Genomic DNA, 15,885 nt, shown 5'->3' with positions numbered 1-15,885 from the left:
AAAATCTGATTATTTATCATAAACCGAGGTCTTCATAAAATATTTAGTTAAAACGTTCATATTCATCATCTCTACACTCATTATTATGATTACCTCGCTTTCTTTAGAATTTTTACAACAAAATTAGTATATCACCCAATTAGCATGTCCACAACCATCCATGTGATCACCGATATCAATAAACTCTTGCCTGTATGCTCTAACCTCTTCAGCATATTTCTCATCAGGTTCTGTCAAAATCAAATCGTCATTCATTATGTTTTATACTATCCCAATACTCCCTTGCTTCTTTCATTTTCTTTACCACAGCATCAGGAGTAGCCTTTCCCATCATTTCGTCAAAAAGATTATCTATTCCATCAACAGCACTGCAACCTATCTCATCATATACTGAAGTGCTAAAATCTTCACTAGCGTGCCAAAACTTGATTTTTCCATTAAAATCATTGGATGGTTTTTTATCAAATTCTTTAGCAAGCGCCAAAGCCTCATCCAAGCACTGCCTCATAATTCCATAATTTTTTGAACATGATAGACTCATGGCCTTAAATGCAAGTACTACTGTCTTCATCTTGGTCAGATAGCTGATTTTCCCATTGCTGGTTGCATCAATAATAGCCAAGTACCACTCCATTAATTCAGATGCTTCAACAAAAGCTTTATTCTTGCCGGTGCTTATAAGTGCAATGAACATTCCAGCCGCCATATCAAGATCATGGATGAGGGCTCGCACCATGGTTCTAGTATATTTATCTAGTGCTTCATCAGTCTTACCCTTTCTCATAAGTATTCTTGCTATCTGAACATCTGAAACACCCATGTAATTTAACGCTTCAAAATCAGCAAGTGCCTTATCAATATCATCCCAAAACTTCACATGAGCAATTTCCATTTTTATTACGAACTCATTGATTTCAGGATCAGTGTTTTGGTATAAATAACGAATCGAATTTTCATATAATTCAATAGCTTTTTTACAATACTCTTTAGCATTGCTTTGTCTTAATGCAGTCCCATATGTATGCGCACATTTGTAAAGAATCTTGAAATTTCCTGGATACCTTACAAGAGCCTTCTCAGCCACAGATACTGCTTCATCATACTTTCCTTCATCCAAAAGATTTTTCATTTTACTAATTATGTCATCAATATTTTTGGATGAAATACTATACCCAAGCAATGTATCTACAGATATATCAAAAAAGTCAGCAAGGTCCATGAGTAGTGAAATATCAGGAACGGTATTACCACTTTCCCATTTAGAAACGGCTCCTTCAGTAATCCCAAAAGCTTCAGCCAGATCACTTTGTGTAAGATTCATTTCTTTTCGATATTTTTTTATATTCTCACTTAACTTGTGTTGCATAAGAAGATACCTCTTTTCCTAAGTCTTCATTATTGCATCCTAAAATATTAGAGAGTGTATGAGAAAGAACAAGATAAAGACAAACAAGTACATCGATTGTCCCAACTATTATAAAAATCATTGCTGTTGGAAGCCAGGCAGCAAGTAAACTTACCACAACTGACATAGCAGGTGTCGCTACACTTCCCATGGCATTCATTATAGATGATGCTCTTGCAAAATATTGCTCATCAATAAGTTCAATAAACACAACCTGCAAGAAAGCAGAAAGAATTGATATAAAGATTCCCATGGCAAAACTCATAAATGTCAAATATGCATAACTAAATAATATGCTACTATAGGCTGGCCTCACAAGAATTACTGCAAGATAATATATGCCTATACATAAACCTCCGCTTATAACAAACAGCTCTTTTCTAATAAACTTTGCCAAAACAGGATAAATTACAGTTCCAACAAGCATTCCACATGTACTAGAAACGGTGATGATTGAGATCATTCCAGCCCCTGAGCCGATAACTTCATTTGCTAAAGGTGCAAGTAAACTGTTAAGGGGAACAAGAATGGCATTTAAAAATGCTGCAAACAAAACCAAAAACATGGCAACTTTGTTGTGTGCTATATAGGTAAATCCCTGTTTTAATGTAACAAAATAAGCTTGTAGATTACCATTTATGTCTCTTCTCTCATCTGAGGCAATTTTGATCGTTGCAATTATTCCTGCTGACAAAATAAAAGTTACCATATCAAAATATATTGCGCCTGCAGTTCCAATAAGAGCAATAATTCCAGCTGCAATGCCCATGCCGATTAGTTCCACAACAGTATAGATTGCCGTAGACATAGATGTTCCGTAGGCAATTTCTTCTTTCTTTAACAGTTTTGGAATAACCGCGGAACCAGCAGGAAGTCTGAAAGCTTCAGCTGTTGAAATTGTAAAAGAAACAACAACCAGCATCCATGAACTTAGAAATCCCATTAGGAATCCTGTTGCAATAAAGGCAACGCAAACTGCTCTTACAAGATCAGTTGCCACCATAATGGGCTTTTTCTTTTTTCCTTCAATCCAAGCACCAGCAAGCGGCTGAATAAAAACTGTTGGAATCTTGTTTACTCCAAAAATAATAGCTGACCACATGGCATTACTTGTAAGTTCATATATCAGCCACGCTGATGCGATCGTGTCTATAGAATCTCCAAATCTATTGATCAGTCCAGCTAAAAGTAGCTTCATGTACTGATAATTCTTAAGTATTTCTTTGTAACCAGCTTTTTTATCCATATTATTCTCCTCACCTAGTCTTTTCTTTACGTTCATTCTAATTGGAGTGAACGTAGTTTTTAACAACCCAAGTGTAGGATTTGGAATAAAAAAACTTTCCTATCAGGAAGATACTATAATTATAACATTAGTTTTCTTCCAATACATAATTCTTCGACTTCAAAATCCTATATTTCCCCTCAAATACTTCCTCGCATATCCTAAGTTCCAATTCCTGCCTGTGTTTGAAATGCTGAAGTAGTGCCTCAGTGCCTGACACTCCCTTTTCCTTAGCATAAGGAGAATTATCAAAATACCCCATCATCAGCGGAAACCACAGTTCTTTTCCCTTATCATCTGACCGTTCCTTCCTGATAACATCGATATTTGCTGCTATGTCCCCAGTCTGAATGTACATTATCTGATAATCCTTGCCTGAAAAAGCTTTCTTGACCTCTTTATAAAAATCTAGAATTTCTTCATCGCTCTTTTTCTGGAACAGGATCATATCCTCAACGATGTTCTGAAAAAGAGAACATTCAAAGATATTTCCATCACCACTATAATTCTGAAGTCTTCTTAAGACAACTTCCTTAAAGCTTCTAGGATCAAGATTCCCATTATAGATCTCATATTTTTCTAAATCCTTGTGGAAGCCCGGAATATCAGTGATGATCTTGGTGTAGAAGATGATCATATGGTCATCTTCTTCATAGCTCTTTTCCCTGATCTCATCTCTAAGACTCTCGTACTTATCAAGAATTTCTTCATAAGTCTTTTTGTCCACATAAGCGCACCAGGCAAGCTCAACAGGAGAATAGTCCCCTTCGCAAATAGCCTTATACTCAGGATACTTCTCAGAAAGCTTTCTTACAAGCGTGCTCTTGCCACTTCCCTGCAATCCTTCAACAAAATAGTTCATATGCAGCCTCCTTTAACCCTTCCTCTGTTAATGTATAAATCTTGGTACACACTTCCTTTATATACTTTCTATCGTGGGAGATGCTGATCACTGCTCCAGGAAAAGAAGCTATCATCTTCCTGATAACTGGTCCTGACAGGGGCGAAAAGTTTCGTGTTGGCTCGTCTAGTATCAGAACATTTGCATCTGACAGGCTCATCTTAAGTAGAAGTACCTTTGCCTTTTGACCGCCAGATAGTTCCTTTATGGAATGATCCATTTCATCTGCGGTGTATTTAAGAGCCCCGAGATAAGTCCTAATGCGGGTACGTATGGCCTTATCACCGGTATCATCCAAAAATTCCACAGGCGTAGCATCAAGATCAAGAAGTTCCTCGTAGTTTTGCGGCATGTACTGCGCCTTTATGTCTTTTCTTGAAAGGAGCTCTTTTGCCATCATCTTTAAAAGCGTGGTCTTACCGGCTCCATTAGTGCCTACGATACATATCTTTTCAGGGCCTCTTACTCTAAGGAAAATATCCTTTGCAAGGAGCTTTGATCCATCCGGTGTCTTCAGCTCATCTAGCTCATACTCGATAACCGTCTTACCTGCGGGCATTTTGGCGTTATCATCCCCAAGCTTAAAGAATATTGCTTCTTCCTGCTCAGGCATTTTGGTCATGTTCTCATCCTCTTTTTCAAAGCGCTTACCCATGGCCTTTACGGTATGCATCTTGTCTTTGAGATTCTTAGCTACTGAATCCCTGGCGCCTTTGGATATATTGGTAAGAGCGTGATCTACGCTGTTATATACCCTTGCATACTTCTCGTCCCGGCGCTTCTTCTCCTTCCTGTCATTTATCGCCTGCTGTTCCTGCCTCTCGAAATTCTCAGCTCTTTTCTCAATGTAGTTCCTGTAGCTATCCTTTACCACAGTGTACCTACTCTTGGTCTTGCGCATGATCTGCTCGATATGGATCACCACATTTGCCGTGTTCTCAATAAGGGTCTCATCATGAGATATGAAAAGAACTATGTGCTTCCACTCATTAATTAACTTCTCTAAAAGTTCCAGGGTGCTAATGTCTATGTCGTTTGATGGTTCATCCAAAAGAAGCGCTGTTGGACCATTCATAAGAAGTCTCATGAGCTGGGCCTTTACCTTTTCTCCTCCGGACAAGCTCTGCATCTTTTGCTCACTGTAAAAAAAGTCCGCGGGAACCTGAAATTCTACGGCCATGGCCGATAGTTCTTTTGGCGTCTTATCAAAGAAAAAGTTCGACTCTGAAAAGTATTCATAAAGCGTCTTGTCTTTATCAGCTTCAGGTAGTTCCTGTGGAAGATATCCAAGGACTTCTCCTGATAATACCCTCTCGCCCTCACACTCTGCATATTCCAAAGCAAGCTCAGGATCGTAGATCCATTTCATAAGAGTCGACTTACCATTTCCCTCTTCTCCTATGATCACTGCTTTATCTCCATCATTCAGGACCATATTGTATTTTTCTAATATGATACGCAGATCTCCCCGGTGTGTTATAGTCAAGTTTTTGATCTGTAGCATATATCAACCTCCAGTCTAGCTGCAAAAGAAAAAGTCCATTCTGCATACGCAAAATAGACTCACACAAATAGACCTACTATAACAGTTAGGCTAAAGAATGCATGATAATCTAGTTTAAGCGTACACAAAACAGCCGCATAAGCAGCTACATAAAAATCTTTGTGTTAACTCAAGCTAAATTATCTAATAAACATTTCCTCACCTAAACGCAAAGCGCTCTTTCTTTTATATTTTTAAAACCATTTTTATACTATCATTGATAAATGGTTGATGCAATTATTTTCTAGCTGTTGATCATCTTGCCCCCTCCAGTGATCAATAGATTTTATATGCACTTATTTTGTAAGTTTTTTTACAAAGAAGCCAAATACGTTTCGTACCAAAGGTCCCGCAAAAAATATCTGCCAGCAAAGAGCCATTGGGAAGTTCATTGCTGTAGTCTGAAGCCACACTGCCACTACTTCTTTTCCTGCATCCTTGAAAAGAAGTGTTGCTGCAAAGCTCATAAGTGGGCACATGAGACAAACTGACATGGAAGATATGGCAAGAATGATCATGATCGCTGGATCTTTACCTGGAGTTACAAATCTGAAAGCAAGCCTCTGAGCAAGTCTTCCAACAAAGATGAGCTCTAACGCTATAGCGATAGGCCACATGATCACCATTTCCTTGAACGCTGCGAGAAATACAAAATTCTGCATTCCCCCTACGTTAAGGGCGATGTTGTAGCAGATCATTGCATAAACCATGACAAAGGCCATAAAAATTGTAAAAATAACATCTTGAAACTTATTCTGTGGTAACACGTTAAGATTCTCCTTTCAAATACGGCGAAGACTTAAGCGTGTTGTTCGTTATCACCTTTTGGGTGTGCGTTTCCAATGTTACCAACTTTTATATCTTCTGATTTTTAATCAACAGAGTGTGATTATACCAGAAAAAAAAGAAAGATGTAATAGTGAGATTGTTTTTATCCCTCTCTACAATTAAGGTAATCAAAAATATTCATCTGACCATCTACCCATGACTTTTGAACCACATCATGAATCACATCTTCAGGCCTGTAATTTCCTATAAGGAAAGGCGACTTAGGATCATGTTTTTTCCTGTTTTGAGCTACCAGCTCTACATCATTATTTGCGTAGCAGTACCTGCATAGATGAGCGCATGTATCGTATGCTCCTATATCACCGGAAAGGTAACAGGCACATTCTTTTCTGGAGGGCTTTGTTTTTGGTGCATTGATCTTTTTGCCTATAGCGCTCTCATACTGCGAAATAGTCATGCATCCACTGCAATCAGCCCCATATTTTTCAAGAAAATTCCCCTCTCCGCAAGGTTTAACCACCATTCCATGTGAAGATGCTATACTAATGATTTCCTTACCAAGATTAATCCTATCCTGTTCAGACACTACCTTTACCTCAGGAAAATTTCTTTTAACCTTCTCATAAAGATCTATAAAGCTGATAACAACTACCTTTGTATACCCCTCCAGTTCTCTTGCCATTTTGTCAAAAGAGCTAAGATGGAAATCCACTGTATATTTATCGCTTACAAATATTGGATCATAGCGCCAACCAATTGAATTTATTCCAACTCTTTTTGAAAGATATTTAAAAGACTTTAGAACCTCTTCTTTATTTGGAACAGCAGGCTCAATGTCTTTTCCATAGGGCGTAATCGTCACATACCAGAACTGTCCAAACTCTTTTACCAAATCAAGGTATGGGAAAAAAGGCTTTGGATTCTTGGTACAAAAGCCGATGACATCAACCACATCGGGTCTTAGCAAATACCTGCTAACCTGTGTAGGATCATATGGATTCCTGACACAGACAAAGCCTTCTTTTATTCTATTAGCAAACCATAGGGGATAGAATGCGGGAATATCCGTCCGCTGCCCAGTATTAATTATCATCTTCTACCTTTTCCTACTCTTTTTTATGTCTTGCCTGGTCATCATTGGATTACACTCCTCTCCAATTGACTTATACAATCCTTCAATATCAATTCCGCGTCGTTTCCTTGAATGTCAAGGCCGGTAGCTTTGATCAGTTCTACGTCTTTTATGCCATAGAAATTCTGAGCCAGAGCCTTTATATATCCGAAACCGAATTCTTCTGGGACATAAGCACCGCCTGCGGTCATTACGTAATATAGTTTTTGGGCATTACATAGTCCGATAGGCGTGCCCTCTTTTGAATATTCAAAAGTGATTCCCAAAACATTAATATGCTCAATATACTGCTTGAGTACTGCAGGAAAAGACAAATCCCAATAGGGAGCTGCAATAACTATAGTATCTGCTTTTGCAAACTGCTTAGCCAGATCATAGTAAGGATGACTGTAATCCCTATTCAAAATGTCACAGTCTCTTTTCCCAAGAAAGGCTTCGCTTGTAACCGGAAATTCAATTTCAGTAAGCCTAACTTCGGTTACATCCATGCCAAGTTTTTCCAGCAGTTTTTCCGCAATCTTCCTGGTTCTGGATTCCATTTTTACGCATGCATTTATGAAAAGAATCATATGTAGTCCTCCAAATCAATTATAGCATTATGAGGTACTTTAGCTAGTTTAAATGCCAGCTCTTGGTTTTCTTTATGAATTGCCCATTTTTATCCTGCTCAGTGCAATGCATGTATTGTATTTGACTCTTCCTTGTTGATGTTATTCTTAATGCCCCATCTGGAACATTCTTAAGCCTTTTATCTACAACAAACTTTATCGCCTGCAGTTTCTCCTCTTCATGTTTTAGTAATTCTTTTAAACCATTCATTTACTTGTTACTTCTCCTTCTATTTGTTATTTCTGTTACAAGCTTTTCTTTTGTATGTTGCTTTTACTTATGTGTCTTTATTTGTCTGCCTTTTCGCTAGAAATATTGCCCTTAGGCAGACTATCCCGCACCCTAATGTCTGCTGACAAATGCATAAATGCATATTTAGGCAGGCTATTTGAAGGCATTTGGTCTGCTTAAATACAGCATCCTCAAATTCAAGCAGACAAACACCAATGAATATGTCTGTTCTATATGAAAAAATTGGATTTGCAGCAGACAAGCTTTGAATAAAACGTCTGCTAAGAATCAAAAGTTCAAGATTGCGGCAGACTAAAAGCTTAGCCAGCCGCAATTATTAGAATATCTTGTTAGAATTTGTGATCAGAAAACTATTTAGTCGACATGTTTCCTTGTAAAGCCGCCTCAAACTGTGGCCTTCCCATACACTGCATGCCAGTATATGTAAGAAGAATATCTCCATTCTTGATCTGATGCTGCGAGCGGTTAGGTGTAACATCCATTCGATTAAGCCTTTTGACAAAATCGCTTTTTCCAAGGATAGCTCCTACTACAGCGAGACCACCGGATGGGATGATTCTTTCATTAGTAAATTCAATGCGAAAATCCTTCATAAACACCTCCAGAAATGGCTTGGTTAAGCTGTTTCTATTATATCAGAAGGCATTCGCAATTCTATAATCATGCATGTTTTTTGAAATCTTTGGCAAGGCCTGTTTTCTTCTCTTCAAATCTCTTAAGATTATCATTTTCTATCCTATTAGCCGGTGCATAATTTTCATACTTCTTTTTTTGATGTGGCTGCGATTTCCAAATCTCATCGGCAACAGGGGCCCACTTGAGAGCATAGTCATCACACTTTGCACATAAATGCTCTACACTCTCCTCCGATTCTTCATTTGTGCCATGTGCTTTTGATCTTTCCACCATCTCCCTTAGAAGTTTTGGATTTTCGAGCATCGGACACGGTCTTAAGTGATTTTTATTAAAGGGCTGTCCCTTATGATATTCCATGAAAAGCGGACTCTTTAGCATTTCCAAAATAGAATTGTCATGTATATTAGTGTTTGAAAAATGGATGAAAACGCAAGGTTCTGCATCTCCGCTTGAGTTAATATGGAAATAATTCCTTCCACCTGCAATACATCCACCTACAGCTTCTCCGTCATTCTGAAAATCCATCGGAAAGAAGCCTGTATCACATTCGTTTGAGCGAATCCATCTGATACGTTCTATCATCAGCTTTCTCTGCTCTACGGTAGGCATCAGCTCCGGTACCGCATTATTTCCAACCGGCATATAGTGGAAGAAAAAGCCAAATCTCGCGCCTTTTTCTGCAATATACTTTATAAATTCAGGATTTGTCACGGCTTCAATATTATTTCTTGTATAGCAAATAGATGTACCAAAGAGAATCCCGTATTTTTTGAAAAGAGACATTGCATTCATCACTGCATCATAATGACCGCTTCCTCTTCTTGCATCATTAGTTTCAGGTGTCCCCTCTATGGAAAGCATGAATGTAATATTTCCCAGCCGTACAACCTCTTTACAAAAATCATCATCCACAAGAGTTGAATTACTATATATTCCGAACTGCACATCATTATGCTTTTCTGCAAGCTTAAGTATATCTGCCTTCCTGACAAGGGGCTCTCCACCTGTCATCATATAGAGATACACGCCCAGCTCTTTTCCCTGAGTTACTATCTTATCCATATCGGCAAAAGACAAATTGTTCTTTGGTCCATAAGTGCCTGACCAGCATCCTTTACAGTGCATATTGCAGGCAGAAGTAGGATCAAAAAGTATAAGCCATGGTATGTTACAGCCGTATTTTTCCCTGTTCTTCCGTATAGTCTTTGTTCCCCTGAAGAAAGCCTCGTACCCCAGATTGAGCATGGTCATTTTGGCTACATGCGGATCAGTTTCATCCAATACTCTGTTTATAAAGTTTACCCAGCGGTTATCCGGATCCTTAAATGCACGTCTAACAGCTTCCAGTTTTTCAGGATCAGCAGCCTTCTTTCCCCAAAAGCGTTCTGCTTCATCAACGAGCTTTAAGTATGTTTTGGTGCGGTCATCAGTCTTATCAAGATGGCCAAGGAATTTGTCTATCAGGACACTAAAAGCTTGTCTTTGCGCTGCATGTGAAATATTTGTAAATGTGTTCATATCGTCCCCCCAGTATTTTTATGTATATTGACAAAACATCTGTCTGATAATACATTTATACCATCTATACAAATGTCAAACAATATATTGTGCGTATTTGATACACAATTTTACGAAATGTCGTGACAATACAAATGGAGGCCAAAATGTCCACAGAGCTTGAAAAAAGAAATATACGAAGAATGTCAAATAAGGAGTCCAACAGAATTACTAAAGAATGCATCTGTGATGCGCTGATCGGATTGATGAAAGAGCATCCGTACAAAGATATAAATATGACCATGATAATAAAAAAATCAGGAGCTTCAAGAGCTTCTGTCTACAGAAATTATCCTTCAAAAGAGGCTATCATTCAGGACATTACAAAAAACATAACTGACGAGCTCAGCGCTTCTTTGACAGGAATGTTGCATAAAAGTAACACGTATGAGTGGTTTTTAAAGGTGTTTTCAAGGTTGCACTCCGATAAAGACATGTGTGTACTTATCCATAATTCAAATATCTCTTTTACGGATATGTTCTATAATGCCTTGTGTATTGCCTCAGACAGCGAATACGCTTCCCAACATGAATATATTGCCAGAGGTATTGCTGCCGGCTTATGGGAAGTGTCGCTGACATGGATAAAAAACGGTATGAAAGAATCTCCTGAATATATGGCAAGGGTATGCTCAGAAACCTTAAGATTGGAATGAAAAATACTTAACGAAACATCCAAAAGTTTTATTCAAGACAGTTGAATGGGATTTTCCTATCTTTCTAGATATCAGATTAGGATTAAGATTATTATCAAAACCTTCCTGAATATAAACACGATCATCTAATGTCATATGAGACATTTTTTCACCTGTCTTTCATATAATGTGTTGATCATCATATGAACACAAGAGACCCATATTCGAAATACGTCTTGATATATAGAAAAAAAGAATTCTCAGACTAAACGCACCGTTTCGTCCCACCACTATTTCACAAGGAAGTTCTGCTCTCGCACTTCGTGCTCGCCAGAACAACAGTCGTCTCTAAACTCTAACGCCCTTTCAGATCGTTCTCGTTAAGAGAACGACTGTTTCAGCGGTTCGATGTTTCCAATCATCGTTCGCCTTCGGCTCCGATTCTTGGACATCTATCGCATGGACCGTTGTAATCTTCTCGCAAAGTGCATCAGCACTTTGTGAGAAGAACAATGGTCTCAACATGCGTAATCATCTATGTTTGCATGTACATATACGGAGTAATACTGTATCCCCCGTTGAGAAACATAGAAATTATGGGTGTTAAAAATGCTAGGTAAATACATTTTTCTGATATTTACTGTATATGCTACATCTTCCTTTGTACATTCAGATGTATTCTAACCCTCAGTATGTGCTAAAATCAGAACCTGTCTGCATTTGCATTAAAGATTTATGCAGTGCGTAGGGATTTATGTTCCCCTATAATGCAATAAGAAGCAGCTGCTGCATTTTTGGCAACAACTGCTACCTTTAAACCATTTCCATTTTGGAAATAGTTGCTCGTATTACTTATGTTCTTTGCTTTTTACTATATTCATCACCATTAATTGCCTCGAATTCGAGGCAATTGTGCAAGTAGACTTGCATAATTCCACTCACGTCTATACTTATTCTTAATTCCAATACTTCTTTAATTCTTTGTAAAAATTCTCGTGTGTTCCTGCCAAAATCACTACTACAGTTTCATCATTTACATATTCCACTGTATAAGCCACTCTGTAATCAGTTTTGTTATACCTGAAATCGTAGGTAGACACTCCTTCCAGATCACCTACTTTTGCATCTCCTATGGATGGATCTTCAACAATCTCATCAATTGCATCTTTAAACAACCCCTTAAGATTTTTATCCTTAATCTTTTTAAGATATTTACCTGCTGCAGGAGAAATAATAAGTTTTGCCACTAATCATTCCTCCTCGCCGAAGACATCATCATATGACATTGACTCAAGCTCTCCGGTTGCCATCTTATGAGCGTCATCAAGCATTTTCTTAACTGCTGGTCTTACTTTTGCCTGTCTATTCTTGAATTCCTTAAGTAGAGCTTGTCCAGAATATCCTTCCTTTATAAGATCAGAAAGAATCTCTTCTGCAAATTCACCATTAGAATCAATTCTAGCCGGGCGTATAACCAACTCATTATCCCTTATGATACATTCTGCTTTATCTTCAAACCCAAGTTTTGCATAAAAAGCTCCTGGGATAGTTAGCTGTCTTTTTGACGAAATGCTTATAATCTTTTTATTCATTTCAGCTATCATTACGAACCTCCTAACCGAAACAGTCCAAAAACAAATTTCTTTGTTTCTTGGTTTCATTGTATCTCACTTTCTTTGTTATTTCAATTAACCTTATATTTATTTCATAAAAAAATCAGCAATAGTTGTCACTTTTTACATACCTCTTTTATAACTCCATATATCCACGGTGTAGTAGTCATTGCCTCACGAAGTATTTTTTTCTTTTCCTCTTCCGGTAGCAAATCTGATAATATACTTATGTCTTTAGGCTGAATTCTATCTTTTCCAATACTCTTAATTGCTTGAATAACTATAATCGTAATGAAACTTTTGCCAGATATTTCCTTATTGGCGCAATGCTTAAACTCAACCAGATAATTTCCAATCTTGTACTTTCGATATGGGCCATCGCTGACATAGCTATAATTAACAGGTACCTGCATTGTAGTTTGTAAGTAGTATCCGGTTCATATCTTCTACAGATTCAAAAGGTCTGTTCTGCATAGTTATGATGCCTTTATGCCCCAGATGTAAATCACTTGTAAAATATATCATTGACACCTCTTTAAACTTCTATCTTCTCAAACTCCCTCGATACCGAATCAATCACTACCATCGCAGATTCACCGATTTGCCGTCCGTCTCGATAAGTAGAAAATACATCCGTTGAGATAAATCCATTTTCCTCATAGATCTTATCAACTGGAGTATGCCCTACAACCTGCATAAATGTCTCTTTTCTAAAAGCATCAACATTTCTGTGCTGTGGCCTAAACCAGAGTGGAGATTGATCATTCCAAAGATATTTTGGTGAGGCTTCATTTATAACAGATAAAATCTCATCTATATCAGCATCAATTAATTCTTCATTCAAGCGTCTCACAAAATCTTCTGTCAGCCCACCATGGCAAAAAAGGACATTATCAATCCTATGGATAATAGCTATCTGTGAAGGATCTGGCAGCGCATTAGTCAGCTCCTCTAATTTGGCTATAACTGTATTTTCTGCATATGGAGAATAACCTGTTTCCAGCTTGCCCCACGGATAGCTCACATCGTGATTACCGTAGCACCACAGGGTATCGGGATACTCTTTTGCAAATCTGATTGCCCGGTCAAATGTATTTCTATAGTGCGCAATATCAAGCTCCATGTCCCAATCATCAGGGATATCCATTAAGCACACTGCTCTATCAGCTTTTCCTCTGCGCATTATCTCTTCTGCTCTATCAAAAATCCAACTTTTCAAGTGAATGTCAGGTATTACTAGAACTATCATATACATCCCTCTCTAAATACTTTTCATAATCTTTACATATCTCTTCCAGCTTTTTAAAATCCAAAGCAGTTTTAACGTAGCCAACTTCTTCATTAGCAGTTTTTTGTTTATACAAAAGTTTTGCATTATTAGCTATTTTTGAAGCATTCTTACGTATAAATATTGCTTCAGCCTGAACTAGTGCCTTATAGTCCTTATCTTCTTCATTTTCAAGATCATACAAAATTAATTCACTCTCAGGAACAGGAATCATATGACTAATCCTTAAAGTCCCCTTTAATTCCTTGACACCATTATTCTTTTCAATCATACGTATTATCGGAACAATGCTCTTCTTTATTATCCTATTTCCACCAGCCATCTGATAATCAGTATCCTTTGGCGATGACATTGGCACAAAATACTTATGTCCACTAATCTCTAAAACTGTTCCTATATATTTTCTTGTATGAATCCTATTCTCCACTTTATTTGAATATACGTTTGGTTCTATTATTCTCAAATAATCTATATACTCATCCGTCACACTATAGATCTTAAAATTGTCCATATTACCCCACAAAAATAAGAGGACTGCAACAACAGTCCTCTTAGAGTTTAAGCTTTCCCACTTATATGGTAGGGACTCACCCGAGTTTAAACTTCTCCACTTATATGGCAGGAGCTCTCCCGATTAATTGTATTATAGCATCAGCATCTCAAAAGTCAATTAAATGCACATATACTCTATTAAGACCATGTTTTAAAATTATGATAAAAATATTAAGCAGCTTTTTTAATTATCAAATTCACTACCAGTAATATATTTTATGCTATCAAAAGGTATGTCACCCTCAATCAAAATCACATCTCTATACATATTTGGATTAAGAAGCTTTATTACTTCTGTTTGTGATATATAAAAATCTATTCCTGGTACGTGACAGCACAATAGATCAACACCTGCATCTTCTATTTCTTTATTCTTTAAAATATAAATAATATTTTCTAAAGTACTATATTTACTATAATCCCTCATGCTCGGGTCATGCCCATAGTTCTCAATAATATCTCCTTTTTGGTATTCATATGTCGGAATAATCAGATCTTGATTGTAAATTTTCAAGTTTTCAAATTCATAGTCGGAATCATATACAGAGAAAAAAATACCTGGACCTACAATAAAGCTTTCCAAATGCGGAACACACTCTTTTATATGAATGTAATGCTGTATTGAAAGTCCATACTTTTTAAGAATATCAAAATCAATACGTTCTTTTATTTCTTCTCTGCTGTCATTTATATAGTCAAGTAAATCTCTCTTTGAAAGCAGTTTTTGCTTTTCGGATTCTATCTCTTTCACATAATCCACTTTTTCAATATATTCATCCACACTTTGAAAGCCAGCTTTTATCGCCTCCATTTTAAACATATTCCCTGCAAATAAGAACTTAAGCGGATAAAGAGACTTTAAGGATTCTGTGTTAGTTCTGAGTGTCTCAACACGAGTGAGCTCAAGATGCTTTAGATTCTCAGCTAAGGAAACATTAGTCGACATTAACGCATTGAAGTCACTTTCCAACACTATTTCTGGCAATCCACTTTTCTTCTTAACAATATCAGGATGTTCCCTTTTCAACTGTTCTATATTGTCATATCCAAAAGCTTTCCTAACATCAGAAGCCAATAAATATACTTTATTATCATTTACTACTCTAGTCTTAAAAAGCTCTATTTTTCGCATCAATTCCTCCCAGCTCTATGGGCCACAGAAAATTTGCCTAACATAACAAGATACGCTATACTAACCAATGGATACTATTATATATTATCCATTGGTTACCGTCAATAACTAAGAGGATACAAATATGACAAATCAACTTATACCTGAACGATTAAAATCAGCAAGAGAAAGCCTTGGAATATCTATGGCAGAAGCTGCCAGAAGACTGAATCTTTCTAAGATTGGATATTGCAGATACGAATATGGTGACAGAACACCTTCGCCTCAGACTGTCGAAGTAATAGCAAGGGTTTTAGGTACTTCCGTAGCTTATTTAACAGGTGAATCCGAAGACATGAAACCTGATTTTATCATGATCAGTAAAAAAGAAGCTCCTGAATTATTTGAACTAATAGAAACCCTTTCAACTTACAATTCTGCAACACAGAAACGTTTATTGGCTTATGCTCAAAGACTTAATTCCAAACCCCAAAAATAAAGTGTTCATATCCGAATACTTTAAAAAGAACGAGCAGTCCGCTCCATGTTACATGACCTTCGCTAAAAAACGCTCCCA

The 15,885-nt window shown here is 37.3% G+C and carries 21 protein-coding genes; 2 read left to right on the top strand and 19 right to left on the bottom strand.

Annotated elements, in window-relative coordinates:
* Positions 1–123: 123 nt before the first annotated feature.
* The 11 genes from BUA02_RS16140 to BUA02_RS05200 all read right to left on the bottom strand — a co-directional run bounded on the left by BUA02_RS16140 (position 124) and on the right by BUA02_RS05200 (position 10,070).
* Positions 124–255 (bottom strand): hypothetical protein, encoded by a 132-nt coding sequence (locus BUA02_RS16140; RefSeq protein WP_278300012.1) that lies wholly within the window; start codon positions 253–255, stop codon positions 124–126.
* Positions 248–1,366 (bottom strand): helix-turn-helix domain-containing protein, encoded by a 1,119-nt coding sequence (locus tag BUA02_RS05245; RefSeq protein WP_072701575.1) that lies wholly within the window; start codon positions 1,364–1,366, stop codon positions 248–250. The genes BUA02_RS16140 and BUA02_RS05245 overlap by 8 nt, the downstream gene beginning before the upstream one ends.
* Entirely contained in the window at positions 1,347–2,651 is a 1,305-nt protein-coding gene (locus BUA02_RS05240) for an MFS transporter (RefSeq protein WP_072701573.1), read from the bottom strand. The genes BUA02_RS05245 and BUA02_RS05240 overlap by 20 nt, the downstream gene beginning before the upstream one ends.
* Positions 2,652–2,778: 127 nt before the next feature.
* Positions 2,779–3,552: a P-loop NTPase family protein gene (locus BUA02_RS05235; protein WP_072701571.1), complete on the bottom strand. Its 774-nt coding sequence runs from the start codon at positions 3,550–3,552 to the stop codon at positions 2,779–2,781.
* Positions 3,536–5,095, bottom strand: coding sequence for an ATP-binding cassette domain-containing protein (locus tag BUA02_RS05230; protein WP_072701569.1), 1,560 nt, complete (start codon positions 5,093–5,095; stop codon positions 3,536–3,538). The genes BUA02_RS05235 and BUA02_RS05230 overlap by 17 nt, the downstream gene beginning before the upstream one ends.
* A 335-nt stretch (positions 5,096–5,430) precedes the next feature.
* Entirely contained in the window at positions 5,431–5,901 is a 471-nt protein-coding gene (locus BUA02_RS05225; RefSeq protein WP_330393325.1) for a DUF2798 domain-containing protein, read from the bottom strand.
* Between the two features lie 164 nt (positions 5,902–6,065).
* Positions 6,066–7,016: a DUF1848 domain-containing protein gene (locus BUA02_RS05220; protein ID WP_072701567.1), complete on the bottom strand. Its 951-nt coding sequence runs from the start codon at positions 7,014–7,016 to the stop codon at positions 6,066–6,068.
* A 41-nt stretch (positions 7,017–7,057) separates the two neighbouring features.
* Positions 7,058–7,624: an NAD(P)H-dependent oxidoreductase gene (locus tag BUA02_RS05215; protein ID WP_072701565.1), complete on the bottom strand. Its 567-nt coding sequence runs from the start codon at positions 7,622–7,624 to the stop codon at positions 7,058–7,060.
* A gap of 43 nt (positions 7,625–7,667) precedes the next feature.
* On the bottom strand, positions 7,668–7,874 hold the full coding sequence (locus BUA02_RS05210) for a hypothetical protein (RefSeq protein ID WP_072701564.1): 207 nt from the start codon (positions 7,872–7,874) through the stop codon (positions 7,668–7,670).
* A gap of 392 nt (positions 7,875–8,266) precedes the next feature.
* Positions 8,267–8,509 carry a hypothetical protein gene (locus BUA02_RS05205; protein WP_242946476.1) on the bottom strand — a complete coding sequence of 81 codons (243 nt, stop codon included), beginning with the start codon at positions 8,507–8,509 and terminating at the stop codon, positions 8,267–8,269.
* Between the two features lie 67 nt (positions 8,510–8,576).
* Positions 8,577–10,070 (bottom strand): radical SAM/SPASM domain-containing protein, encoded by a 1,494-nt coding sequence (locus BUA02_RS05200; protein WP_072701562.1) that lies wholly within the window; start codon positions 10,068–10,070, stop codon positions 8,577–8,579.
* Positions 10,071–10,216: 146 nt separating this feature from the next.
* Between BUA02_RS05200 and BUA02_RS05195 the strand changes: the two genes are divergently transcribed.
* The gene (locus tag BUA02_RS05195; protein WP_072701560.1) at positions 10,217–10,765 is read left to right on the top strand and encodes a TetR/AcrR family transcriptional regulator; all 549 of its coding nucleotides are present in this window, start codon (positions 10,217–10,219) and stop codon (positions 10,763–10,765) included.
* Here BUA02_RS05195 and BUA02_RS16245 read toward each other — a convergent pair.
* The 8 genes from BUA02_RS16245 to BUA02_RS05160 form a co-directional block, all read right to left on the bottom strand.
* Positions 10,751–10,900, bottom strand: coding sequence for a helix-turn-helix domain-containing protein (locus BUA02_RS16245; RefSeq protein WP_178297607.1), 150 nt, complete (start codon positions 10,898–10,900; stop codon positions 10,751–10,753). The two genes, BUA02_RS05195 and BUA02_RS16245, sit on opposite strands and share 15 nt — an antisense overlap.
* A gap of 800 nt (positions 10,901–11,700) precedes the next feature.
* On the bottom strand, positions 11,701–11,991 hold the full coding sequence (locus BUA02_RS05185; protein WP_026488331.1) for a type II toxin-antitoxin system RelE/ParE family toxin: 291 nt from the start codon (positions 11,989–11,991) through the stop codon (positions 11,701–11,703).
* A 3-nt stretch (positions 11,992–11,994) separates the two neighbouring features.
* Positions 11,995–12,348 (bottom strand): AbrB/MazE/SpoVT family DNA-binding domain-containing protein, encoded by a 354-nt coding sequence (locus BUA02_RS05180; protein ID WP_035783510.1) that lies wholly within the window; start codon positions 12,346–12,348, stop codon positions 11,995–11,997.
* A gap of 125 nt (positions 12,349–12,473) precedes the next feature.
* Entirely contained in the window at positions 12,474–12,770 is a 297-nt protein-coding gene (locus BUA02_RS16240; protein ID WP_072701558.1) for a DUF6088 family protein, read from the bottom strand.
* Positions 12,754–12,882 (bottom strand): metallophosphoesterase family protein, encoded by a 129-nt coding sequence (locus tag BUA02_RS16135; RefSeq protein WP_278300003.1) that lies wholly within the window; start codon positions 12,880–12,882, stop codon positions 12,754–12,756. Before BUA02_RS16135 ends, BUA02_RS16240 begins: the two co-directional genes overlap by 17 nt.
* Before the next feature lie 10 nt (positions 12,883–12,892).
* Positions 12,893–13,606, bottom strand: a complete 714-nt coding sequence (locus BUA02_RS05170) for a metallophosphoesterase family protein (RefSeq protein ID WP_072701556.1) — start codon at positions 13,604–13,606, stop codon at positions 12,893–12,895.
* Entirely contained in the window at positions 13,584–14,156 is a 573-nt protein-coding gene (locus BUA02_RS05165; protein WP_072701554.1) for a type III toxin-antitoxin system ToxN/AbiQ family toxin, read from the bottom strand. The genes BUA02_RS05170 and BUA02_RS05165 overlap by 23 nt, the downstream gene beginning before the upstream one ends.
* Before the next feature lie 225 nt (positions 14,157–14,381).
* Positions 14,382–15,329, bottom strand: coding sequence for a hypothetical protein (locus BUA02_RS05160; RefSeq protein ID WP_071175683.1), 948 nt, complete (start codon positions 15,327–15,329; stop codon positions 14,382–14,384).
* 124 nt (positions 15,330–15,453) lie between these two features.
* Between BUA02_RS05160 and BUA02_RS05155 the strand changes: the two genes are divergently transcribed.
* Positions 15,454–15,807: a helix-turn-helix domain-containing protein gene (locus BUA02_RS05155; protein WP_072701552.1), complete on the top strand. Its 354-nt coding sequence runs from the start codon at positions 15,454–15,456 to the stop codon at positions 15,805–15,807.
* The last annotated feature ends 78 nt before the right edge of the window (positions 15,808–15,885 follow it).

Source organism: Butyrivibrio hungatei DSM 14810 (genome assembly GCF_900143205.1).
In the GTDB taxonomy this organism is placed as follows: Bacteria; Bacillota; Clostridia; order Lachnospirales; family Lachnospiraceae; genus Butyrivibrio; species Butyrivibrio hungatei.
The sequence above is the reverse complement of the archived record's forward strand: the minus strand, read 5'-3'. Positions and strand labels throughout refer to the sequence as shown.